This is a genomic window from Caulobacter segnis (assembly GCF_019931575.1).
Taxonomy (GTDB): Bacteria; Pseudomonadota; Alphaproteobacteria; order Caulobacterales; family Caulobacteraceae; genus Caulobacter; species Caulobacter segnis_C.
Genome location: NZ_CP082923.1, coordinates 4,536,450 through 4,561,195, shown reverse-complemented (window position 1 = coordinate 4,561,195; position 24,746 = coordinate 4,536,450). Strand labels below are relative to the sequence as shown.

Below are 24,746 nucleotides of genomic sequence, written 5' to 3'. Positions count from 1 at the left end.
CATGCGCTTTACGATCAAACTGCAGCTGGGGCTGGCTTTCGGCCTGATCATCGCCCTGTTGCTGACGGCGACCCTATTTGGGGTGAACAGCCTGTCCTCGACCAACCGCGACATGAACGCGATGGTCGACGGCCCGGCCGTCCGCCTGCAAGCGGCGCAGGAGCTGAACATCCACATGCTGAATGTGGTGCGGTTCGAAAAGAACATGGTCCTGGTCGACACCCCCGAGGAGGTGAAGACCCTCGAGGCGTCGGTCGAGAAGGAGAAGAAGACCTTCGAAGCGCTGCTGACCAAGGCCGAGGGCCTGGCCACGGCCGAGGGCAAGCCCAAGTGGCAGGCCCTGGGCAGCGCCTGGGAGCGTCTGCTTAGCGCCCACGACCAGGTCTACGCCCTGGCCGCCGCCAACAACGACGCCGCCGCCACGGCGGTCTCGATGGGCGAGGGCCGCAAGGCCGTCACCGAGGCGAGCGCGCAGGTGCAGGAACTGGTCGAGCTGTCGCAGGCCCAGCTGAACGCCGCCACCGACAACGCCGACAAGGACTTCGCCAAGGTTCGCAACAGCCTGATCATCCTGGCGGCCGTCTCGCTGCTGATCGCCGCCGCCGCCGCGGTCTACATCTCGGTGACGGTCAGCAAGGGCCTGAACCGCGCCTCGGACGCCGTCCGCTCGGTGGCCGACGGCGACCTGACCAAGACGATCGAGATCACGGGCAAGGACGAGATCGCCGATCTGCTGGGGCATGTGAACGTCATGATCGAGCGCCTGCGCGGCGTGGTCTCGGACGCCATCTCGGCCTCGGAGAACGTCTCGGCGGGCAGCCAGGAGCTGTCGGCCGCCTCGGAGCAGGTCTCGCAAGGCGCCACCGAACAGGCCTCGTCGGCCGAAGAGGCTTCGGCCTCGATGGAAGAGATGGCCTCGAACATCAAGCAGAACGCCGACAACGCCGCCCAGACCGAGAAGATCGCCCGCCAGTCGGCGATCGACGCGGAGACCTCGGGCCAGGCCGTGTCCAAGGCCGTCGACGCCATGCAGACGATCGCCGAGAAGATCACGATCGTTCAGGAGATCGCCCGCCAGACCGACCTTCTGGCCCTGAACGCCGCCGTCGAGGCCGCCCGCGCCGGCGAACATGGCCGTGGCTTCGCCGTGGTCGCCTCGGAAGTCCGCAAGTTGGCCGAGCGCTCGCAGAGCGCGGCCGCCGAGATCAGCGCCGTCTCGTCCGACACGGTCAAAGCCGCCCAATCGGCCGGCGAGATGCTGACCACCCTGGTGCCGAACATCCGCAAGACCGCCGAACTGGTCGCCGAGATCAGCGCCGCCTGCCGCGAGCAGGACATCGGCGCGTCGCAGATCAACGAGGCCATCCAGCAACTGGACAAGGTCACCCAGCAGAACGCCTCGGCGTCCGAGCAGATGTCGGCCACGTCCGAGGAACTGGCGGCCCAGGCCGAGGAGCTGCAGACCTCGATCGCCTACTTCCGCACCGGCAACAGCGCGCCGGCGCGTCGTCCGACCCGGGCGCCCGCCAAGCGTCCGGCCGCGTCAGTCGCCCGCAAGCCGGCCACGTCCAGCGCGCCGCGCAATACGGTGGCCGCCCAGCAGGCCCGCGCCAACGGCTTCGCCCTGGACCTGACCAATGGCGGCCCGGACGCCGACGACGCCGACTTCCGCGAGTACGCCTGATGGCCGGCGCCGCTGATCAGCAGTACGTGACCCTGGGTCTCGGCGCCGAGGTCTTCGCGGTCTCGGTCGCCCACGTCCGCGAAATCCTGGACTACCAGGCGCCGTTCGCGATCCCGGAAGGGCCCAGCTATCTGATGGGTCTGACCGACGTGCGCGGCCGGGGCACCCCGACCATCGACCTGCGCCTGAAGCTGGGCCTGCCGGCCGTGCAGCCGAACGGCGCGACGCGCATCCTGGTGCTGGACGTGCCGCTGGAGGACCGCGTGCTGTCGCTGGGCCTGATCGCCGACCGCGTGATCGAGGTCGTGGCCTTCTCGGAAGATCAGGTCGAGGCCGCGCCGGACATCGGCGTGCCGTGGCGCTCGGAATACATCCGGGGCGTGGTGCGTCGGGACTCTTCCTCCGGGAATGGGGGCTTCGTCGTGATCTTCGACCTCGCCCGCCTGCTGACCAGCCAGGACGCCGCCGCCCTGTCCCAGGCGGCATGAGCCCGGCGGCCTAGAACAGGCCGCCCGAGAGACGAACGGCGCGACAGACGCCGCGAACGGAGAAGCCCGTGTCGAGACATGCCGCCGCCGCGCTGCAGGCGCCCGAAGCCGAACAACTCAGCGCTCGCAATTTCCAGCGCCTGGCGACGTTCATCCAGGACTACAGCGGCATCAAGATGCCGGCCAATAAGCGCACCATGCTGGAGGGCCGTCTGCGCCGCCGCATGCGGGCCACGCGGATCTCCGACGTCAACGAGTACTGCCGTTACCTGTTCGACGAGGACGGCCTAGCCGGCGAGACGATCCACCTGATCGACGCGGTCACCACCAACAAGACCGAGTTCTTCCGCGAGCCGGCCCATTTCGACTTCCTGGTCGCCAAGGGGCTGCCGGCCCTGGCGACCCGGGGCAAGCGCGAGATCAAGATCTGGAGCTCGGCCTGCTCGACGGGCGCCGAGCCCTACACGATCGCCATGATCATGGACGAGTTCTGCGAGAAGCAGCGCGGCCTCGACTATTCGATCCTGTGCACCGACATCTGCACCGAGGTGCTGGACCAGGCGATCGCCGGCCGGTTCTCGGAAGCGATGATCGAGCCGGTCTCGATGGCCCGCCGCCAGCGCTATCTGATGCGCGCGCGCGACGCCTCGCGTCCCGAGGTGCGGATCAAGCCGGAGCTGCGCGGCAAGCTGTCGTTCGCCCGCCTGAACCTGATGGACGACGCCTATCCGATCGAGAACGACCTCGACATCGTCTTCTGCCGCAACATCCTGATCTATTTCGACAAGGCGACCCAGGCCAAGGTGCTCAAGCGCCTGTGCAACCATCTGGCTCCTGGCGGGTATCTGTTCCTGGGACACTCCGAGTCGATCGTCGGCATCGACCTGCCGGTCGTGCAAATCGCCAACACCGTGTTCCAGAAGCGGTAGGTTTCCATGGTCGCGGGCAGGAAGATCCGTGTTCTGATCATCGACGACTCCGCCACCGTGCGGCAGACCTTGGCCTCGATCCTGTCCGAGGATCCGCAGATCGAGGTGCTGGGCGTGGCGTCCGATCCGTTCGTGGCCGCCAAGCGCATCGCCGAGGAGATCCCCGACGTCATCACCCTGGACGTCGAGATGCCGCGCATGGACGGCATCACCTTCCTGCGCAAGCTGATGGCCCAGAAGCCGATCCCGGTGGTGATGTGCTCGTCCCTGACCGAGGCCGGGTCCGAGACCCTGTTGCAGGCGCTGGAGGCTGGCGCGGTCGACATCATCCTGAAGCCCAAGATGAGCGTGGCCGACCACCTGCTGGAATCGAAGATCCGCATCTGCGACGCGGTGAAGGCCGCGGCCGGCGCGCGGATCCCAGGCTCCAAGCGGCCGGTTCCGCAGTTCGTGCGCCCTGACCACACGCCGGAAAAGAAACTCACCGCCGACGCCATGCTGCCGCCGCCGCCCGTTCCAAAGGGGGGCGCGACGAAGGCCATGGCGCGGACCACCGAGACCATCGTCTGCGTCGGCGCCTCGACCGGCGGCACCGAGGCGCTGCGGGTGTTCCTCGAGGCCCTGCCGCTGGACTCGCCCGGCGTCGTCATCGTCCAGCACATGCCCGAGAAATTCACCGCCTCGTTCGCCAAGCGGCTGGACAGCCTGTGCGCGGTCGAGGTCAAGGAAGCCGAGGACGGCGACACCGTGCGGCGCGGCCGGGTGCTGATCGCGCCGGGCAACAAGCACACCCTGCTGGAGCGCAGCGGCGCCCGCTACTACGTTTCGGTCAAGGATGGCCCGCTGGTCTCGCGCCACCGACCGTCGGTCGATGTCCTGTTCCGTTCGGCCACCCGGTCGGCGGGCTCGAACGCGGTGGGCGTGATCATGACCGGCATGGGCGACGACGGCGCGCGCGGCATGGCCGAGATGAAGCAGGCCGGCGCCTTCACCCTGGCTCAGGACGAGGCCACCTCGGTGGTGTTCGGCATGCCCAAGGAGGCGATCGCGCTGGGCTGCGTCGACCGCGTGGCGCCGCTGCAGAACCTGGCGGCCGAGATGCTGCGGGCGGCGAGCCGGTAAGCGGCGGGCTTTCGGTCGCGGGCCGATCCCTGGGCCGATTTGATTCAAGACAATGTGTCCGCGGGTGGGCGGTGGCCTATCGAGGCTGGAGGACACTCATGCGACCTGAGACGCTCGAAATACTGCCAACCATCCTGGTGACCGCGATCGTCGTGGTGTGCATCGTGTCGATCTTCGGATTTACGGTGCGGCCAAAGACGTCCCGGACGGAAAAGGCCAGCGCGCCGCCGCCGCGCGCCTTCGAAGGCGCGATCGAGCACGAGATGACGACTTCGGAAGAGCGGTCGCACGTCGATCAGGCGAGCTTCCGCAAGTTGGCCAACGAAAGGCTGGAGCCGTTGCTCAACGCGCTGGTCGATCGCGCCCACGCGCACCACTGCGAGGCGCGGTATGAGGCGGTGGTCGAGGCCGAGGCGACGAAGTACCGGCTGGAAGTGAAGCGCCCCGACCATCCCGTCGGCCAGCCGCTGCCCTACATGACCTTTTCGGCCGGTGACGACGACCACGTGGACGTCGTCTATGGCGGGGTGTTTCCCGGGCCCTCCGATCACAACAGGCAGGACCCGGAGATCGGCTGGCGCACGGTTCGCTGGGATCAGGTCGACGACGTCATCGTGACATTCACGCACAAGGTCTTCGCGCGTTTCGACTAGCGCGCCGTCGGTCTGGAGAGCGACGAATACAGCGCCCCTGACGTCCGCGTCCTAGAACAGCAGGTCGTCGTCCTCGACGACCGCGACCTCGGCCTCGACCTCGCCGGCGCCGTCACCCAGTCCCTCGGTCAGGGCCCGGTGGACCTCGCGCTCCTGGGCCATGGTGTATTGCTTGGCCAGGCGGTCGACGGTCGGGCGCAGGGCCGCGGCGATATCGTCGGTGGCGATCTCGCCCTCGCCGGCCAGGTTCAGAAGCTGACCAGCGGCCTCGTCGAGCACCGAACCGATCTGCTTGTGGAAGTCGAAGCGCTGGGACGCGCGGCGCAGCATGTCCACGACCTCGGCGCCCTGACGGGCCACGGCGGTCAGGGCGGTCTCGACCCCGTCGCCGGCCTTGCCGATCCGGGCGACCGCGTCGCTCAGCACATTGGCCGCGGCGGCCGCCTTGCCGTCCTCGCCATCCTGGACCGCTTCGCGCTGGCCCAGGGACTCGGCGGCCGCGAACAGGCCTTCCAGCGCGCTGGTGGTCAGGCCCGCCGACTTCTCCAGATGGATGGCGTGCTGGCGCAGTTCGATGGCGATGACGCCCAGCGGCTTGCCGGTCTCGCCGATGCGGCTGCATTTCAGCGTGGTGTTCAGCGCCATCATCTGCACGTCGGCGCGGATGTTCTGGATGCCGGCGATCCGCTCGGAAAGGTCGCGGGCCGAGACGGCGGCCGAGCGGCTGACGTCTTCGGCGGCCTGCTCGCCGGCGGTCATGTCGCCGACCAGCTCCAGGGCCTGGCCGACATTGCCTTCCAGGTCGCGCAGGAAATTGGTCTCGGCGCCGTCGGTCTGGCCCGGCGCTTGCCCCGAGGCCAGGTCGCGCAGGCGCAGCAGCTCGGCGGCGTCGGCCGCCATGCCGATCACGTTCTGGCCGATGCGCGACACTTCGCGGTGGAAGTCCTCGGCGGTCGCGGTCAGCTGGGCGCCCAGAAGGCGGTGCATGAAGGCGTGGGCCCGGGCGCGCGGCTCGGCGGCCAGGGCGGCGATCTCGGCCGATTGGTCCAGATACTGGAGACCGGCCTGGACGTGTTCGATCCGCTGGCGGGTGATGTCGCCGATCTGCAGGGCGGCGAGGCCTGAACCGACCTTCTTCTGGACGTCGCGGGCCAGGGTCGCGACGCTCAGAGCGACCTCGACGATGCGGCCGTGGTGGGCGGCGATGGCGCTGGCGCTGGCCGTCAGGGCGTCGGGCACGGCCGGCAGCAGGGCCACGCAGTCGCGAGCCAGACCCTGCTCGTGAACCAGGGCGCCGCGCAGGGTGTGGTCCAGGCTCGACAGCTCGCCGGCGAAGGCGTCCAGCTGGGTGCGGCCCAACTCGATGCAGTCGTAGATCTCCTGGGCGAAGATCGCGAACTCCGGCCCGGCGGCGGCGATGCCGCCCGAGGTGATCTTGATGTTGATGGCGAAGACGCGGAGGTAGGCCAGGTGCTGGCGCATCTCCTCGATGCAGGCGCCCAGGCGATCGCCGAACTTGACCAGTTCGGCCACCCGCTCGCGGCGCTGGCCCAGGCTGTCGGGCAGGGACTTCAGCGACTCGGCGGCGCGGGCCAGGTCGGCGGTGGTGGTGGTCACCGTGTCGGCGTCGAGATTGCCGCGCATGCTGTCCAGGCCCGCGATCAGGGCGCCCACGCCCTCGACCGCCCGCGACAAGACGTCGCCCGCTTCCAGGAAGCGGCTTTCGACCACCTGGCGCGCCGCTTCGAGGCGCTGCGCGACCCGCGCGCCCTCACCGGTCGAAACCGTGGTGTCCGAGACCGTCGCTGCTGATGCCAAGCCCATGAAATCGCCGACTGTTTATTGGTGACGGACTATCGCAGGGATGTGCGAAGGCGGGGTAAAGATCGCAGGAAAATTTGGCCGCTTCAGGCGCCCAACGCCGCGTCCTGTTCGTCGTCGGCGTGGGCGTCCATCGCCTCACCGATCGCCGCGAACAGCGCCGCGCTTGTGATCGGCTTCTGCAGGTGAACATCGGCCCCGGCCTCGCGGCTGGCGCGGATGTGCTCGGGACGGGCGTTGGCCGTCAGCATGATGATCGGGACCCGCGCGGCGCCGAGCGAGGCTTCCAGCGCCCGGATCCGCCGGACCGCCTCCAGGCCGTCCATCACCGGCATCTGCATGTCCATCAGGACCAGGTCGGGCGGGGCCAGGGCGTACATCTCGACCGCTTCGAGGCCGTTCTCGGCGGTGACGATGTCGGCGACCTCGGCCAGCATCAGTTCGACCACCTTGCGGTTGGTCGGATGGTCGTCGGCGACCAGCACGCGCGCCGCCCCGGCCGGGGCCTCCATAGTCTCTTCGACCTGCGGGGCCGTTTGCGCGGAGGCGGCGAGGGGCAGGGCGAACCAGAAGGACGAGCCCACCCCAGGCGTGCTGTCGCAGTCGAGCTCTCCGCCCATCAGCTGAACCAGCTCGCGCGAGATCGCCAGGCCCAGGCCCGTGCCGCCGAAGCGGCGCGTGAACGAGGCGTCGGCCTGCTGGAAGCGTTCGCAGATCCGCGCCTTCATCGCCGCGTCGAAGCCGATGCCGGTGTCGATCACCTCGAAGCGCGTGCGGTCCTGGTCGTCCAACGTCACGCGCAGCGCGACCTCGCCCCGGTCTGTGAACTTGACGGCGTTGTTCAGCAGGTTGGTCAGCACCTGGCGCAGCCGGGCGCCGTCGCCGGTGACGGTCCGCTCGGCGGCGTCCGACACGGTGACCTCCAGGCGCACGCCCTTCTCGTCGGCGCGCAGGGCGCAGAGCGCGCCCACCGAGCGGGCCATGTCGCCCAGCTCGAACGGCGCGGATTCGATCACCATGTGGCCGGCCTCGATGCGGACCAGGTCCAGCACGTCGGACAGCAGGCCCTCGAGGCTGCGGCCCGAGGCGGCGATGATGTCGACCAGCTCGCGGGCGCGAGGGTCGGTCAGGGTTTTCGACAGCAGGTCGGCGCCGGCGATGATGCCGTTCAGCGGCGTGCGGATCTCGTGGCTCATATTGGCCAGGAAGGCGCTCTTGGCCTGGCTGGCCTGTTCGGCCTGGTCGAGGGCGGAACGCAGGGCCTCGGCCGACCGCCTGCGCGCCGTGACGTCCTCGCCCAGGGTGACCACATGGCGCGCCCCGATGTCGTCATAGGTGGCCAGGGTCTTGATCAGCAGGTGGCGCGTCTCGCCGCCGATCTCGATCGCCTCCTCCAGGACCTGCATCTCGCCGCTGCGCAGCACGGCCGCCTCGATGGCGTGGGTGCGGGCCGCGCGCGCGGGGGGAAGCACCTGGTCGACGGTCCGGCCGATCGCCTCGTCGGCGACCAGGTCGAGGGCGTCCTCGGCGGCGCGGTTGATCAGGACGTACCGGCGGTCCTCGACGTTCCTGACGGTCAGGGGCAGCGGCAGCAGCTGCAGCACGGTGCGCAGGAAGCCTTGGGTCTCGACGTCCTCGGTGACGTCTCGCGCCGTGGCCAGCAGGCGAACGATGCGGCCTTCGGCGTCCCTGACCGGGGCGATGGTGGTGTCGCAATAGATCCGGGCCTTGGCGGCGCCGCCCAGGAACGCGCGGAAGCGAGCGACCGCGCCCTCGGTCGCCGAGTGGAAGGAGCGGTCCAGCGAGAAGCGGCTTTCCTCGGGCCACAGGGCGCGCCAGTCGATCCGCGCCTCAGGCGCGCCGAACAGGGCCAGGGCCTTCTGGTTGGCGTGCTCGACGACGCCGTCCACGCGCAGGATCCAGGCGCTGTCCTGGTTGGCTTCGAGGATGTCCAGATAGCCGTAGGCGCCAGGCGACTCCTTGGACGCCGCCCGCGCCGGACTCGCGGCGCCTTCAGGACGAAACTCTGGCGGCGACATGAAGAGCGCGCGACCTCCGGACCAGCATAGGTTCATGCTTGGCTGAAAAGACCGTTAAGTGCGGGTTCCGCGCCCGCGAAGGCCACGCCACCGAGCGGGAGCCGGGGCGGAAATAATGAAAAGACTTTTCTCATTCTCCTTGACATGGAATTTACCTTCCATGCACCCTTCCAAAAAACAGGGGCGCTCGACGCCCGCATAATCGTTCGTGGAGAGGAAGAGAGCATGACCCGCCCCCCGCCGTCGCGCCGACGCTTTTTCGGCCTGGCCGCCGGCCTCGGGATGTCGGCGGGCCTGCTGGGCGCCTGTTCGCGCGGCGGCGCGGGCGCATCCGAGATCGTGGTCAGCTTCAACGACCTGTCCCAGCCCTTCTTCGTGGCCATGCGCCGCGAGCTGGAAGACGAGGCGACCAAGTTGGGTGTGAAGGTCCAGGTGCTGGACGCCCAGAACAATTCTTCCAAACAGATCGCCGACCTCGAGGCCGCCGCCGTGCAGGGCGCCAAGGTGGTGATCGTCGCGCCCACGGATTCCAAGGCCCTGGCGACGGCCGCCGACGAGCTGGCCGAACAGGGCGTGGCGGTGATCTCGGTCGACCGCAACATCGCCGGGTCCAAGGCGCCGGTCCCGCACGTCGGGGCCGACAACGTGGCCGGCGGCCGCGCCATGGCCGACTGGGTCGTCAGGACCTATCCAGGCGGCGCGCGCGTGGTGGTGATCACCAACGACCCCGGCAGCTCCAGCTCGATCGAGCGGGTGAAAGGCGTGCACGAGGGCCTGGCGGCCGGCGGCGCGGGCTTCAAGATCGTCACCGAGCAGACCGCCAACTCCAAGCGCGACCAGGCCCTGACGGTGACCCAGAACGTGCTGACCTCGATGCACGACAACCCGCCCGACGTGATCCTGTGCCTGAACGACGACATGGCCATGGGCGCGCTGGAGGCGGTGCGCGCGGCGGGCTTCCCGCCCAACCGCATCAAGGTTCTGGGCTTCGACGCCATTCCCGAGGCCCTGGCCCGCATCAAGGCCGGAGAGATGGTCGCCTCCGTCGAACAGAACCCGGGCCAGCAGATCCGCACGGCCCTTCGCCAGGCGGTGGACAAGATCAAGACCGGCGCGGCGCCCAAGAGCGTCAGCCTGACCCCCGTGCTGATCACCAGCGCCAACCTCGCCGAAGCCTCGCGCATCGCCGAGGTGAAGTAGGTCGCCATGACCCTTCTGGACGTCAGCCAGGTCAGCAAGCGCTTTCCCGGCGTGCTGGCCCTCGACCAGGTCCGGCTGCGGGTCGGGGCCGGTGAAGTGCATGCCCTGCTTGGCGAGAACGGCGCGGGTAAGTCGACCCTGATCAAGATCCTGTCGGCGGCCCACGCGGCCGACGAAGGGACGGTGACCTTCGACGGCCAGGTGCTGGATCCGCGCGATACGCCGCTGCGCCGCCAGCAGCTGGGCATCGCCACGATCTACCAGGAATTCAACCTGTTTCCCGAGCTGACCGTCGCCGAGAACATGTTCCTGGGCCGCGAGCCCAAGCGGCTGGGCCTGATCGACTGGAGCCGGCTGCGCGCCGACGCCCAGGTGCTGCTCGACGAACTGGGCCTGCCGCTGGATCCCGACGAGATGGTCCGCCGCCTGACCGTGGCCGAGCAGCAGATGGTCGAGATCGCCAAGGCGATGACCCTGAACGCCCGCCTGATCATCATGGATGAGCCGACCGCCGCCCTCTCCAGTCGCGAGGTCGACCGCCTGCACGCCATCATCGCGGGCCTGAAGGCGCGCGGGATCAGCGTCATCTACGTCTCGCACCGCCTGGCCGAGGTGAAGGCCATGTGCGACCGCTACACGGTGATGCGCGACGGTCGCTGGGCGGCCAGCGGCGACGTCGCCGAGGTCGAGGTCGCCGACATGGTCCGGCTGATGGTCGGCCGCCACGTCGAGTTCGTCCGCCGCGCCCGCACGGGCCAGCCCGGCCGCGTGGTGCTGAAGGTCGAGAAGGTCACGCCCCGCCGGCCGCGCATCGCCGCGCCCGGCTATCTGAAGGACATCAGTCTGGAGGTCCGCGCCGGCGAGATCGTCGGCCTGGCGGGCCTGGTCGGGGCCGGTCGCACGGACCTGGCGCGGCTGATCTTCGGCGCCGACGCCATCGCCAGCGGCTCGATCCGCCTGGACGATAAGCCGCTGAAGCTGAAGTCGCCGCGTGACGCCATCAAGGCCGGGGTCATGCTGGTGCCCGAGGACCGCAAGCAGCAGGGTTGCTTCCTCGATCACTCCATCCGCCACAATCTCAGCCTGCCGGCGCTGAAGCCCATCAGCGCCCTGGGCCAATGGGTCGACGAGGCGGCCGAGCGCGACCTGGTCGAGACCTATCGCCAGAAGCTGCGCATCAAGATGGCCGACCAGGAGACCGCGATCGGCAAGCTGTCGGGCGGCAACCAGCAGAAGGTTCTGCTGGGGCGTTCCATGGCCCTGACCCCGCGCGTGCTGATCGTCGACGAGCCCACCCGCGGCATCGATATCGGGGCCAAGGCCGAGGTGCACCAGGTGCTGTCGGACCTGGCGGCCCAGGGCGTGGCGATCGTCGTCATCTCGTCCGAACTGGCCGAGGTCATGGCCGTGGCCGACCGCATCGTCGTCTTCCGCGAGGGCGCGGTCGTCGCCGATCTCGACGCCGAGGCGGCCACTGAAGAGGGCCTGATGGCCTACATGGCGACCGGCGCGCCGCCGGCGCCGGCAATGGAACACCGTCCCCAATGACCGCTTCCCCGACCTTCACCCCCGATCCCGCCGCCCAGCGGCAGGCTGTCCCGCCGCCTGGACGCCGCTTCGACCTGCTGGCTTTCGCGCGCAAGCACCGGACGATCCTGTTCCTGCTGCTGCTGATCGCCGTCTTCGGGACCGTCAACGAGCGCTTCCTGACGGTGCGCAACGCCCTGAACATCCTGAGCGAGGTGTCGATCTACGGGATCATCGCGGTCGGCATGACCTATGTGATCCTGATCGGCGGAATCGACGTCGCGGTCGGCTCGCTGCTGGCCTTCGCCTCGATCGCGGCGGCCTATGTGGTGACGGCGGTGGTCGGCGCCGGACCGGCGACCTGGTTCGTCGCCCTGGCCGTCTCCAGCCTGGTCGGTCTGCTGGGCGGCCTGATCCAGGGCAAGGCGGTGACCTGGCTGCACGTGCCGGCCTTCATCGTCACCCTGGGCGGCATGACCGTCTGGCGTGGGGCGACCCTGTTGCTGAACGACGGCGGGCCGATCTCGGGCTTCGACGAGGCCTATCGCTGGTGGGGCACGGGCGAGATCCTGTTCGTCCCCGTGCCGATCGTGGTCTTCGCCCTGGTCGCGATCGTCGGCCACATGGTGCTGCGCTACACCCGCTACGGCCGGCAGATCTACGCCGTCGGCGGCAACGCCGAGGCCGCGCGGCTGTCGGGCGTGAACGTCGACTTCATCGTCACCAGCGTCTACGCGGTGATCGGGGCCCTCGCCGGCCTGTCGGGCTTCCTGCTGTCGGCGCGCCTGGGCTCGGCCGAGGCCGTGGCCGGCACGGGCTACGAGCTGCGGGTCATCGCCTCGGTGGTGATCGGCGGCGCCAGCCTGACCGGCGGCTCGGGCAATGTCGGCGGCACCGTCCTGGGCGCCCTTCTGATAGGCGTCCTGTCGAATGGTCTAGTCATCATGCACGTCACCTCGTACTTCCAGCAGGTGGTGATCGGCCTGATCATTGTCGCCGCCGTCGCCTTCGACCACTACGCCCGTACTCACAAGGCCTGACGCGTAGCGGGCCCCATTCAGGATGGCGCCGATGCGTTCCTTTCGAGCCCTTCTTCTGGGCGCGGCCCTGGTCGTGCTTCCCTTCAGCGCGCGGGCTCAGAGCGATCTGATCGGAAAGGTCGATCCGTTCGTCGGCACCGACGGCGGCGGGGTCACCGGCGGCAACACCGTGCCGGGCGCGGGCGTGCCGTTCGGCTTCGTGTCGCTGAGCCCCGACACCACCAACGCCGACACCCACGGCTACGACTCCAAGAGCCCGATCATGGGCTTCTCCTACACCCACGTCAGCGGCACGGGCGGCTCGGGCAAGTACGGCAACTTCCGCGTCACGCCGGCGGTCGGTCCGCTGCGGGTCAACCACCTGCACTTCGGCAAGACCAATGAGCGCGCCGCGCCGGGCTACTACGCCGTGGGCCTGGGCAACACCGACGCCGAGCGCATCGAGGTCGAGCTGACCGCCTCGCGCCGGGTCGGCTTCCAGCGCCTGACCTATCCGGCCGCGGCCGAGAGCCAGCTGATCTTCGACGTCAGCTCGGTGGTCGCCATGCGCGGGCGCGGCCAGCGCGTCAGGCTGGCCAAGGTCCAGCTGATCGACGACCACACCCTCTCCGGCGAGGTCACGGTCGAGGGCGGCTGGAACCCCGCGCCCTACACCCTCTATTTCCATGCGGTCACCGATCGCCGGGCCAAGGCCTTCGGGGCCTGGAAGGCCGGGCAGGGCTGGATGGAGACCAAGCCCGGCGTCGGCGCCAGCGAGGGCGGCGTCCAGGTCAAGAGCGCGGCCAACCGCCAGGGCCTGATGATCGAGTACGACACCGAGCAGGAGTTCTCGAACCGCCTCGGCGCCTATCTGACCTTCGACACGACCAGCAACCAACAGGTCCAGATGAAGCTGGCCGTGTCGTTCATCAGCGCCGACCAGGCCCGCGCCAACCTGGCCGAGGAAATGCCCAGCTGGGACTTCGACGCGGTCCGCAAGGCGGCCGAGGGCCAATGGGGCGACGCCCTGGCCAAGATCAAGGTCGAGGGCGGCAGCGACGAACAGCAGCGGATCTTCTACTCGGCGCTCTACCGCAGCCACACCATGCCGCACGACCTCAGCGGCGAGAACGTCTGGTGGAAATCGGACGAGCCGCACTACGAGGACTTCTACACCCTGTGGGACACCTTCCGGACGCTGCATCCGTTGCTGACGGTGATCCAGCCGCAACGGCAACGGGACATGCTCCGTTCGCTGATCGACACCTACAAGCACACCGGCTGGATGCCGGACTCCCGTATCGCCGGGGCCAATGGCATGACCCAGGGCGGCTCGAACGGCGACATCCTGGTGGCCGACGCGGTGGTCAAGAAGCTCGGTGGCTTCGACCTGCACCTGGCCTATGAGGCGCTCAAGAAGAACGCCGAGGTCGACAGCGACCAGCCCTTCCTGCAGGGGCGGGTGCTGAAAGACTATCTGAAGCTGGGCTATGTGCCGTTTACGCAGACCCGCTCGGCCTCACGGACCCTGGAATACGCCTATGACGACTACGCCATTGGCGTGGTGGCCAAGGCGATGGGCAAGACGGACGACGCCAAGCGCTACTTCGCCCGCGCCGGCAACTGGAAGAACATCTGGGACGACAACCTGGGCTGCGTGCGCCCGCGCTATCCGAACGGCGAGTGGGTCGAGAACTACAGCTGCACCTACGAGTATCCCGACCGCTCGGGGCCCTGGTGGGACGCGGTGTTCTACGAGGGCAATTCGCTGCAGTACTCGACCTATGTGCCGCAGGACGTGGCCGGGCTGATGGCCAAGACGGGCGGAGCCAAGGGCTTCGTCGCGTGGCTGGACCACCTGTTCGACGGCCACTACTCGCAGGGCAACGAGCCCGATATCCTGGCGCCGTATCTCTACATCCACGCCGGCCGTCCCGATCGAACGGACGAGATCGCGCGGACGCTGATGGCCAAGCACTACAAGCTCAGCCGCACGGGCCTGCCGGGCAATGACGACGCCGGGGCGATGAGCAGTTGGTATGTCTGGAACGCCATCGGCCTCTATCCGAATGCTGGCCAGCCCTACTACTACATCGCCTCGCCCCTGTTCACGCGCAGCGTGGTGGCGCTCGAGGGCGGCAAGACCTTCGTGGTCTCCGCGCCCGCGGCCTCGGAGGCCAACCGCTATGTCACGGCGGCGAAGCTGAACGGCAAGGCCATCGACCGCGCCTGGATCACCCACGACGAACTGGCCAAGGGCGGGGTGCTGGAGCTGACCATGGGCGACAAGCCCTCGGCCTGGGCGGCGACGTTCCAGGCGCCGCCGAACGGGCAGTAGACTCTACGCTGACTCTCTATCCGCTCATCCCCGCGAAAGCGGGGACCCAAGTGGCGGTGGGAGCTGGGGCGCCGAGCCCTGGTTACCAGACTCGGCTTGGGTCCCCGCTTTCGCGGGGATGAGCGGTGTTGGGGGTTAGCGCGAGGCCAACCGGTAAAGTCCCGAGCCATGCGCCGGTAGTTCCACCGCGAACCGGCCCGTCACCCGCCCGGCCTCGCTCCGCACCCACAGATCCCGCACCGCGACCGAAGCCGGCAGGCCGACGGTCTTCAGGTCCACGCCCACCTCGCGCGGCTTGCCGCCGGTGTTGAACAGCGCCAGGTAGCTGTCGCTGTTCTTGGCCTTCGCCGTCCAGACGCGGACGCCGTCCTCTACGAAGTGCGGGCGGTTGCCGCTGGAAGCCTGGTTGACCGCGAGGACCTCGGGATTGGTCAGCAGCGCCTTGGTCGGGGCGTCCAGGTGGCGCAGGTCGCCGCCCATGATCAGCGGCGAGCGGGCGATCGACCACAGGGTCATCAGGGTGCGCTGTTCGTCCGGCGTGAACTTGGTGTCGCGCTCGCCCAGGGCCAGGCGGCCCAGCGGCAGCATGTCGGCGTCGGGCCAGCCGCCGTCGCCGATATAGGGCGACCAGTTCTCCAGCCGCGTGAACTGGGCGTCCAGCATCTTCCAGTCGTCCCAGAAGTCGTCGGAGATGCGCCACATCTGGGCGTGGGCCTTGGCGTGGGCGCCGCGCACGACCGGGGTCTCGCCCGGCGACATCGACAGGATCATCGGCCGGCCCGTACGGCCGATGGCGCGGTGGATGCCCTCGATCTCGGCCGCGTGGGCGTCATAGGGGCGCGAGAGGTCGTCGACCTTGACGAAATCCACGCCCCACGAGGCCAGCAGCTTGAAGACACTGTCGTAATAGGCCTGGGCGCCGGGCTTCGTCATATCCACCCCGTACATGTCGGGGTTCCACGAGCAGATGCTGCGCCTGTCGACGATGTCGGCGATCGGGATGTCGGTCCCCAGCACCTTCAACCCCTGCTCGACCGCCAGGCGCGGGGCGCCGCGCATCAGGTGGACGCCAAAGCGCAGGCCCAGGCCGCGGACCTTGTCGGCCAGGGGCTTGAAGCCCTTGCCGCCGGCGCTGGACGGGAAGCGGTTGGGGGCGGGCAGCAGGCGGCCGTGGTCGTCCATCGTCGGGACGGGCTTGGCGGCGTATTCGTAGCTGCTGGCGCCGGGCTCGTACCATTGGATGTCGACGGTCAGGATGTCGTAGCCGGCGGGCAGCAGCTCGCGGGCCATGATCCCGGCTTGTTCCAGGGTCTGAGCCTCGTTGATCGTGGTGGCGAAGCTGTTCCAGCTGTTCCAGCCCATCGGCGGGGTCGGGGCCAGCAGCGGCTTCTTCTTCGGCGCGGCCTTCCTGGTCGCCGCGACGGCGGGGAGGGCGGCGGTCAAGGCCGCGGACGCGCCCAGCAGGCCGCGACGGCTGAGGGTCGAGGTCATCGGCGCTCCTAGTGGTTCTCGTGGGTCGGGATCACCTCGGGCGTGGCCAGGCGCAGCTGGTCCAGCGCGACGCGACCCGTTCGGGCGGTGACGGTGACGGTGTGGCGGCCCGGCGAAAGCACGGGGCCGGCGGTGGCCTTCAGCAGGTTGTCCAGCACGCCTTGCGCCCAGGCCGGCGAGCCGACCGCGCGCGGCCAGCTGACCCGCTGGGGCGCGGCGCCGTCGATGCCGACGTCCACGGCGATCTCCTGGCCCTGGCCGTCCGGGAAGATCGGCAGCACGCCCAACTGGACGCTGCGGCCGTCCGAGGCGACGTCGAGACTGAACGTCAGGGTCGCGCCGGGCTTGTCGGCGATCATCACGCCCTGACCCCGGCCCACACCCTCGACCAGCCGCCAGCCGGTGTTGGACGTGAAGCTTTCGGCCTCGGTGATCGGGGAATTGGCCGGCGCATTGCCGTCGACCACGGCCAGGAACTTGGCCGGATCGGCGATCAGGCCGCCGCCGGGCATCGGCACCGGGCGGGCGCGGTAGATGCGCCACTGGCTGTCGGCCGGCTCCTCGGGCATCAGCCAGCGCCACTTGCCGCCGGCGATCTGGGTGTTGAACTTCTCGGTCAGCGCCGTGATCTCGGCCTGGGCCTCGACCGCCGCGCCGCCGGCCGAACGGGCCATGGCCTGCTCGTTGTCGATCAGCTCGTTGTAGCGCTCGGCGGCGAAGAACCGGACGTTGGCGGCGGCGGAGACGCGGATCGGGAACTCGACCAGCTCGAACCAGGCGTCGGCCTGCGACGGCGAGACCTGGGCGCTGGCCGCCTTGGTCTCGGCGACCAGCTTGCGGAAAGCCCGCAGGCGGTCGTTGACCTCGTCAGGCGTGTAGTCGGACAGGTGCCGGCTCTCGGCCTTGGGCAGCCACTCCAGATGCTCGGGGCGGCGCTCGAAGTTCAGGCGGTAGTAGCGATCCATCAGCTCGGCGGTCTTGCCGGCCAGGGCCGGGCCGAAGGCGCGGCGGCTCCAGTCTTCCAGGAACTGGCGCTGGCTCTTGCCGCGCCAGCGGTCGATGTCCCAGGCCATCTCCAGGAAGTGGCTGGTCCCGATCTCGGCTGGTTTGATGTCGCCGATGTTGGCGACCCAGACATTGCGCGCGCCGGTATCGAACGCGTGGGTCATCTCCTCCTGGACCAGGGCCGGCGGCGTGGTGCTCAGCCACAGGTACGACAACGGGAAGCCCAGATACGAGAGGTGATAATAGACCCCGGCCCCGCCCTTGCGATTGGCCTCCTCGCGGCTGGCGAACTGGCGGATGTAGCCGAAATTGTCGTCGGGCCAGACGATGGTGACGTCGTCGGGGACCTTCACGCCCGAGCGATAGATCTCCAGCACCTCCTTGTAGGGCACGAAGATCTGCGGGACCTTGGTGACCTCCGGCGAGACGTCCTTGCTCAGGATCTCGCGCTGGTCGCCGATGATCTTGTCCAGCAGGGCGACCTTCTCCTGCATGGTCTTGGGGCCGACCATGCCGGTGTCGTGGATGCCGCGCATGCCCAGGGTCCACAGGCTCTCATAGGGCCCGTTTAGCTTGGCGCGCTCTTCCCAATAGGCCTTCACGCCCTCGGGATTGGTCGCGTAGTTGAACTTGGCCGGGTCGTCTTTCCACTCGCCGACATTGTTGCGCAGCATGGCCTCGGCGTGGGACGAGCCCATGACGATGCCATACTCCTCGGCCAGCTTGGCGTTGGCCGGGTCGGAGTTGAACGGCGCGGTCGTGTGGTGCATGGCCGGCCACAGGGTGTTGGCCTTCAGCCGCAGCAGCAGGGTGAAGATCTTGCGATAGGTCTTGGGGCCGATGTCGCCGCGCTCGGGATCGAAGGTCTTCTCCGCCCACGGATAGAGGCCCCAGTCCTCGTCATTGACGAAGACGCCCCGGTACTTGACCGACGGCGGGCCGAAGCGATGGACGCCCGCCCGGACCACCAGCGTGTCCCGATGCTGGGGCGTGATGTCGGCCCACCAGGCCCAGGGCGAGACGCCCATGCCTTGGGCGACCTCGTAGGTTCCGAAGGCCGTCCCGCGCCGGTCGCTGCCGATCACCACCAGGGCCTTGTCGACGCCGGGCAGGGGACGGTCGACCGTGGCGATGACGAAGCTTTCCCACGCGCCCTTCAGGCGCGAGACGTCGACCTTCCTGGCCGCGACCAGCCGATCGATCAGCGGGCTGGATCCCAGCGTGCCGACCAGGATGGCGGTCTTGCCGGCGGGCGTCGCCGCGACGCTTACCGATTGTCCGGTCACGGTCCTGATGTCGTCGGCCAGGTCGTCAGCCGCGTGGCGGACGACGGCGGCGTCGGCCGGATCGACGACGATGGTCGGGATGCTGCCCGGCGCGACCAGCACGAAGCCGCCGCGCGCGGCGCTGTCAGCGAAGATCGGCTCGGCCTCGGCGGCGGTTCGCGTGAGGGGCTTGGCCGCATGGGCGCCGGTCGTCGCACCCAGCGCCAGGGTCAGCGCGCAGGCGCTCACGGTCGCCAGTTGGACCCACTTCATCGGCACACTCCCTCGCACTCAACACACAAGGCTACGCTAGAAGACGCGCGGCCAAGATCAACGGCAGGCGGACGGATCCGCCGCGATCAGTTCGACTTCCGCGACCTGGACGGCCTTGCCCTTGGTCAGCTCCAGCCGATAGCGGGCATAGGCCTTGGCTTTCAGATCGTAGGTCTTCGTGGCGTGGCGATGCTCGAAGCGCTCGCCGCGTCGCTCGTCCAGCTTGACCCAGCGCTTGCCGTCGAAGCCGCTGAAGCGCCAGGCCGTGGGATCGGCTTCCCCATTGTCTTTGGCCGCGCCGACGCTGACGGTGTAGGCCTTCAGGCAGGTCGCCGCCGGGCGGGCGAACACCGCCGACTGGCCGGCCGAGGCGGTCCAGACCGTCGAGGTCTTGCCGTCGACCAGGGTCGGGACATCGGTCTCGACCTTCAGCACCGCGCCGTCATAGGCCCATTGGCCGGGCGTGGCGCTCATCGTGAAGTTCAGCGTCCCGCCGGCCAGCAACTGGGCTTGCGAGACGAACGGACCGGCCAGCGGCCTTCCGTTCAGGCTGGCGCTGGCGATGTAGGGACGATCGACGCCGGCGTTGGCCGCCAGGATCTCCAGCGTCTTGCCGCCTTCCAGGTGCAACACGCTGCGCGGATGGCGCGGGCCGTGCAGGTAGAACATATCGCTGGCCAGCTTGGGGAACAGGCCCAGGCGGTTGAAGACATAGTTGGAGCTCATCGCCCCGGCGTCCTCGTCGCCCGGATAGGCGGTGGGTGTGAAGTGCTTGAACACCTGCCCGGCCCAGTACGACGACAGGTCCGCACGGCCCAGGGCGTGGAACAGCCAGGGCGTGGCGAACGACGGCTCGTTGGTGATGTCGATCAGGCCGGCGTCCAGGGCGTGGTTCAGACGCTCGTTGAAGCGCACCCGCCCGCCCATGGCCTCGACCAGGCCCGGCAGGTCGTGCAGCACGCCGTAGGAATAGATCCAGGCGGTGCCCTCGTAGTAGCCGACATTGTTGTGGACCTTGCCATCCCAGCCCAGCTTCGGATCGATGTCCTGGAACTTGCCGTCCGGATAGCGCGGCATCAGGAAGCCCTTGAAGCCGTCGCTCTCGGTGTCCGGATTGAAGATCTTGCGCCAGTTCTGCGAGCGCTCGGTCAGCTTGGCGGCTTCGTCGGCCTTGCCCGCCTTGGCCGCGACCTGGGCGGCGAAATAGTCGTTGAGCGCGAAGCCCAGGGTCGAGGAGCCGGACTTGGCGCGCTGGTTGTTGGGCTCGGGGCTGAGGTCGCCGACGCCGAACCAGCCGCTTTCCAGATAGCGCGGCCGGCGGCGCTCGAAGGCGTTGAAGTGGGTCACCCGCCAGGCGTCGTTCCAGTCGACGCCCGTCGCGCCACGCAGGGCGGCCTCGCCCAGCACGTTGTCGACCTCATCGCCGCCCTGGCCGACGTGATAGTTCTGGCCGCCGATGATCGCCGTGTCGGCCGCGCCGAACTTGTCGAAGGTGTGGATCAGCGAATTGATGTTCGCCGCATACTGGCTGGGGCGCAGCACCGACATCAGCGGGAATAGCGTCCGGTAGGTGTCCCACAGGGTGTAGTGATCGTCCCAGTTCGGGCGGCCCAGCTCCTTGGCCGGCTGGTCCAGGCCGCGATCCCGGGGATGGGTCGAGGCGTGGTAGAAGGCGGTGTAGAACCGGCGGGTCTCGGCGTCCGAAAGGCCGGAGACCTCGATCTCGCCCAACCGGTCGTTCCAGGCGGCCTGGGCCCCCTGGCGGACGCCGTCGTAGTTCCAGTCGGGGATCTCGCGATCCAGCAAGGCCTCGGCCGTCTCGGCGCTGGTGAACGACACCGCGATCTTGACCAGCAGCGGCTTGCCGGCGGTGGTCTTGAAGGTCAGCCACGAGCCCAGGCGCTCGTCGGAGCCGGTCTTGCCCTCGGTCGCGCCGGCGCGGCGCTGATCCTTGTCGAAGACGCCCCAGGCGGTCGGCGCCTGGTCGAACTTGGCCACGAACCAGATGTCGATCAGGGCCGGGTTCCAGTAGCCCTTGGCCTTCACATGGCCGACGATCTTGCCCTCGGCGGGATAGAGCTTCACGTCCGCCTGGTCCGAGGCCACCAGGCCGCCGACCTTGCGCGTGACGTCGAAGACCAGCTGGGCCTTGTCCGTGGCCGGATAGTCGAGGCGATAGATCGCCGAATAGTGGGCGGGGGTGACCGCGGCGCGCACGCCGTAGCGCGCCAGCAGGACCGAATACTGGTCGGCGGCCAGGACCTCGTCGGCCTTGGGCGACAGGTGGGCGGCCTCGTCGAACTGGGCCTCGCCGACCTGGGGCGACAGCAGGAACGTCCCGTAGGTGGTGACGCCGCCCGACCCCTGCGAATGCAACTGGGCGAAGCCGCTGATCGGCTCGGCGGCGTTGTAGCCGGCGTTGCTGGGCTTGGGGGTCTCGGGCGAGGGGTGGATGGAGCCGTTGGGCAGGGTGGGCCCGGGAATGGTGTCGCCCTCGTTGTCGTCGCCGAGGCCGACGGTCAGGACGGGTTGGGCATAGAGCGCGGCGCTTTGCGCCAGCGCGGAGGAGGAGGTCATCAAGACCGTGGCCAGAACCAGCATGGGCGAAAGGCGCGTGCGACGGTCCGGCATCAGAATCCTCCGAGGTCTCGAAAACATAGCCGGTCCACGAATGGACCGGCTATCAAGTGGCTTCACAGGGGAAGTGAAGATCAGAAGGTGGCGCGCGCCGTCAGGGTGAAGGTGCGGCCGTCGTAGTCGACCCAACGCGAGACCTGGTAATCGTTCTCGTATTCGAAGCGGACCGCGTCGGTGAGGTTGTAGGCGTCCAGCGACAGGGTGAAGTTGTCGGTGACGTTGTACGAGGCGGACATGTCCAGCTGGCCGCGCGGCTTCACCGAGCGCGAGCCGCCGCTGTAGGTGCCGTTGGCGTTCAGCCCGTAGTCCGAGCGGTAGTTGTAGACCATCCGCACGCCGTACTTCGGCGTCTCGTAGTAGCCGATGACGTTGACGTTGTGCTTGGAGATGCCCGGGAACGGGGCGATCGCCGGGCTCTTCGACGTCGTGTAGGCGTAGTTGAAGCTGCCGCCGAAGTTCTTCCAGAAGCCCGGCAGGAAATCGAGGTTCTGCTGGATGTTGAACTCGACGCCCTCGACGGTGGTCGGCTTGTCGAGGTTGTAGGCGCCGCTGGCGTTGACGTGCACCTGCTTGGTGGCGCTGCTCAGGCTGGTGGCGTTGCAGTAGGTGCCATCCCACGACAGGGCGCCGAAGCCCCAGGTCGAGCCGTCCGCCGGACAGATGATCGACGGATCGGTCGTCGTGGCGACGCGGCCGGTGATGTTCTTGCGGAAATAGGCCAGCGAGACCAGGCCGTTGGGGCGGTTGTACCACTCCAGCGACAGGTCGAAGGACTCGGCCAGGTACGGCTTCAGCTTGTTGTTACCGATCTGCACCGAGACGTCGTAGACGCTCACGGTGCCCGAGGTCAGGCTGCTGTTGAGGATCTGGGCCGGGCTGACCTTGGTCGACGGCGAGTACTGGCGCGGGTGCGGACGGACATAGGTCTTGTAGTAGGCGCCGCGCAGGATCAGGTCGTCGGTGACGTCGGCCACGAAGATCGCCGACGGCAGGAAGTAGTCGTACTTGTTGACGTAGACGTCGGTCTTGAACGCCGTGGCCGAGCCGATCGAGTCGGTCGGCGCGGTGGTGCGGTCCAGGGTCGTGATGGTGTTCTTGGTGTCTTCGTAGCGGCCGCCGAAGTTGCCGCGCACGCCGTGGCCAAAGATCTCGGTGTCGTACTTCGCCTGGATGTAGAACTGATTGATATCGTTCTTGTTGGTGAAGTTCTTGTCGTAGTAGCTGCTGTCGGCGTACTGGATGTTGAAGCCCTGGGTCGACAGGCCGCCGCCCTGATAGGCCGTGACCGGACGGACCGCGTTCAGGAAGTCGCGAACGTTCAGGACCTGCCAGTTGCGATTGTAGTCGCCGGCCGTGCCGCCCATGAAGTCGTCGACGAAGGGCGCGGTGACCATCATGCTCGACGTGATGTTCTGCAACTGCGCGCCATAGGCGTAGACGCGGTAGCCGGTCGACACGTACTTCTCGCGCTCCAGGCGCACGCCGCCCTGGATGCTCTTGACCGGCCCGAACTTGACGAAGCGCTCGACATCGAACGCCGCGCTGTTCAGCTCGTTCTTGGCGAAGCTCTCGGTGCCCTGGATCTGGATCTGGTTGGTCGAGTTGGCCTTCGAGCCGTTGTTGTAGAACGCCGTCGGGTCGCTGGCGCCGCCCCAGGTCCAGGTCTGGCCGGTGGTGATCGAGTTCTGCGGCGACGGCGTGGTCACATACTTGAAGTTGCCGATGTCATCGAGGCCGGTGGTCAGCGAGCCCGAGACGCCGTTGCCGCCCGCGCGGGTGTAGTTGGCGACGTCGACTTCGGTCTCGACCGAGGCGTTGGAGCCCGACGAGAGGGTCAGGGCGCCGGTGATGCGCCAGTCGTCGTTGCTCCACTCCACATTGCCCAGCACGCCGTCCGACTTCTGGCGCTGCGAATAGAGGCGCGTCGAGGACAGCGCGTTCATGTTGTTGAACGTGTAGCTCTGGTACAGGTAGCGGCCGTCGTTGGTCTGGATCGGCGTGCCCGTCGGGCTGATCACCGTGCCCGCCCCGGCCGTCGACGACGGCAGGACGGTGTTGATCAGGAAATACTGGGTCGTGTCGGGCAGGTTGCGGTCGGTGAAGAAGCCGATCAGGCCGACCTTGGTGTTGTCGTTGGGCTTCCACTCGACGCCGGCCGAACCCGACCAGACCTTGCCGACGTTCATGCGGGTGTATTGGCGGATCTGGCTGTTGGCCCAGACGCCGTTCTTGCTCTTGGAGCCGGTGTTGCTGGTGACGTAGCCGGCCGCGTCGACCTGCGCCTGCGTCAGGCCCAGCGCCTGGCCCAGCGAGCGGCAGTACGAGGTGGCGCTGGTCGGGCAGGCCGTGGCCGAGAAGTACTGGCCATAGGTGGCGTTGAACTGGGTCGGCGTCAGGCCCGTCATGGCCGACGTCAGATAGTCGTAGCTGTTCAGGCGGACCGTATCGCGGCGGAAGTTTTCCTTCTTGTACGCCAGCGTCCCGAACACCGCGAGGTCGTCCGTCAGGTGCTTGTTGTAGCCGATGGTGCCGGCCGGCGCGCCCAGGTTACCCAGGGTGTTGTACTCGTACGACCCCTTCATGAAGCCGCCGTCCTTGCGCGACAGCGCCGGGGCGATCTGCAGGTCGACATTGCCGGAAAGGCCGCCCGAGGTGGTGTTGGCCATCGGCGACTTGGCGATCACGAAGGCCGAGAAGATATCCGAATTGAAGGCGCCCAGCGGCGAGCCCTGGTTGTCGCGCAGCAGCGCGGGGCCGGCGAACGACTGGCCGTTCAGCGTGGTGCGGGCGTATTCGCCCGGCATGCCGCGCAGGTTGATGGTGGCGTCGCGGCCCTCGGCCTCGCGGTTGATCTGCACGCCCGGAATGCGCTGCAGCGCCTCGCCGACGTTCAGGTCCGGGAAGCGGCCCAGGCCGTCCGACGAAATGCCGTCGGTGATTTCGATGGCCGCCTTCTTGGAGCGGACCGCGTTGGCGTAGCTCTGCTTGAAGCCGGTCACGACGACCGCTTCCAGGGTGTCGCTCGGGTTCGCGGCGGCGTCTTGCGCGGCGGCGACGGCGGGCAGCCCCCCGATCACGGTGGCGGATAGAAGCGCGATCTTCAGGACGCGCGCGGGGCTGATATTGGGGCTCACGATATTCCCTCCTCCTTGTTGTCTTTTTCACCGCCTTGGCTGGCGGATTATTGGCCTGACCTCTTTAGCGATAACAGGTCAGGACGGTTCGTTCAATTTGTCTGACGAATAAGATTGACGA

Annotated in this window: 15 protein-coding genes; 9 read left to right on the top strand and 6 right to left on the bottom strand. The window is 68.2% G+C overall.

What is annotated here, in order from left to right:
- The first annotated feature begins 1 nt into the window (after position 1).
- From K8940_RS20730 to K8940_RS20710, 5 genes are all read left to right on the top strand, one after another.
- Positions 2-1,684 carry a methyl-accepting chemotaxis protein gene (locus tag K8940_RS20730; RefSeq protein ID WP_223391935.1) on the top strand — a complete coding sequence of 561 codons (1,683 nt, stop codon included), beginning with the start codon at positions 2-4 and terminating at the stop codon, positions 1,682-1,684.
- Positions 1,684-2,172: a chemotaxis protein CheW gene (locus tag K8940_RS20725; RefSeq protein WP_223391934.1), complete on the top strand. Its 489-nt coding sequence runs from the start codon at positions 1,684-1,686 to the stop codon at positions 2,170-2,172. Before K8940_RS20730 ends, K8940_RS20725 begins: the two co-directional genes overlap by 1 nt.
- A 68-nt stretch (positions 2,173-2,240) precedes the next feature.
- Entirely contained in the window at positions 2,241-3,101 is an 861-nt protein-coding gene (locus K8940_RS20720) for a CheR family methyltransferase (RefSeq protein ID WP_223391933.1), read from the top strand.
- Positions 3,102-3,107: 6 nt separating this feature from the next.
- A complete protein-coding gene (locus K8940_RS20715) occupies positions 3,108-4,223 on the top strand; it encodes a chemotaxis response regulator protein-glutamate methylesterase (protein ID WP_223391932.1) in 1,116 nt (371 codons plus the stop codon).
- Between the two features lie 98 nt (positions 4,224-4,321).
- Complete coding sequence (locus K8940_RS20710) at positions 4,322-4,876, top strand: hypothetical protein (RefSeq protein ID WP_223391931.1); 555 nt, start codon at positions 4,322-4,324, stop codon at positions 4,874-4,876.
- Between the two features lie 51 nt (positions 4,877-4,927).
- Here K8940_RS20710 and K8940_RS20705 read toward each other — a convergent pair whose 3' ends face one another.
- Both K8940_RS20705 and K8940_RS20700 read right to left on the bottom strand, forming a co-directional pair.
- Complete coding sequence (locus K8940_RS20705) at positions 4,928-6,700, bottom strand: hypothetical protein (protein ID WP_223391930.1); 1,773 nt, start codon at positions 6,698-6,700, stop codon at positions 4,928-4,930.
- Between the two features lie 83 nt (positions 6,701-6,783).
- Positions 6,784-8,736 (bottom strand): PAS domain-containing hybrid sensor histidine kinase/response regulator, encoded by a 1,953-nt coding sequence (locus tag K8940_RS20700; protein WP_223391929.1) that lies wholly within the window; start codon positions 8,734-8,736, stop codon positions 6,784-6,786.
- Between the two features lie 225 nt (positions 8,737-8,961).
- Here K8940_RS20700 and K8940_RS20695 point away from each other — a divergent pair, with 225 nt between their 5' ends.
- The 4 genes from K8940_RS20695 to K8940_RS20680 are packed head-to-tail and all read left to right on the top strand — an operon-like array spanning position 8,962 to position 14,820.
- Positions 8,962-9,936: a sugar ABC transporter substrate-binding protein gene (locus K8940_RS20695; RefSeq protein ID WP_223391928.1), complete on the top strand. Its 975-nt coding sequence runs from the start codon at positions 8,962-8,964 to the stop codon at positions 9,934-9,936.
- Positions 9,937-9,942: 6 nt separating this feature from the next.
- On the top strand, positions 9,943-11,484 hold the full coding sequence (locus tag K8940_RS20690; protein ID WP_223391927.1) for a sugar ABC transporter ATP-binding protein: 1,542 nt from the start codon (positions 9,943-9,945) through the stop codon (positions 11,482-11,484).
- Entirely contained in the window at positions 11,481-12,503 is a 1,023-nt protein-coding gene (locus tag K8940_RS20685) for an ABC transporter permease (RefSeq protein WP_223391926.1), read from the top strand. The genes K8940_RS20690 and K8940_RS20685 overlap by 4 nt, the downstream gene beginning before the upstream one ends.
- A 31-nt stretch (positions 12,504-12,534) precedes the next feature.
- Positions 12,535-14,820 carry a GH92 family glycosyl hydrolase gene (locus K8940_RS20680; protein ID WP_263285785.1) on the top strand — a complete coding sequence of 762 codons (2,286 nt, stop codon included), beginning with the start codon at positions 12,535-12,537 and terminating at the stop codon, positions 14,818-14,820.
- A 135-nt stretch (positions 14,821-14,955) separates the two neighbouring features.
- Here K8940_RS20680 and K8940_RS20675 read toward each other — a convergent pair whose 3' ends face one another.
- The 4 genes from K8940_RS20675 to K8940_RS20660 form a co-directional block, all read right to left on the bottom strand.
- Positions 14,956-16,311 (bottom strand): glycoside hydrolase family 27 protein, encoded by a 1,356-nt coding sequence (locus K8940_RS20675; RefSeq protein ID WP_223391925.1) that lies wholly within the window; start codon positions 16,309-16,311, stop codon positions 14,956-14,958.
- 8 nt (positions 16,312-16,319) lie between these two features.
- The gene (locus tag K8940_RS20670) at positions 16,320-18,854 is read right to left on the bottom strand and encodes a glycosyl hydrolase 115 family protein (protein WP_223391924.1); all 2,535 of its coding nucleotides are present in this window, start codon (positions 18,852-18,854) and stop codon (positions 16,320-16,322) included.
- Positions 18,855-18,911: 57 nt separating this feature from the next.
- Complete coding sequence (locus tag K8940_RS20665; RefSeq protein ID WP_223395933.1) at positions 18,912-21,455, bottom strand: GH92 family glycosyl hydrolase; 2,544 nt, start codon at positions 21,453-21,455, stop codon at positions 18,912-18,914.
- A gap of 110 nt (positions 21,456-21,565) precedes the next feature.
- A complete protein-coding gene (locus K8940_RS20660; RefSeq protein WP_223391923.1) occupies positions 21,566-24,625 on the bottom strand; it encodes a TonB-dependent receptor in 3,060 nt (1,019 codons plus the stop codon).
- Positions 24,626-24,746: the final 121 nt, after the last annotated feature.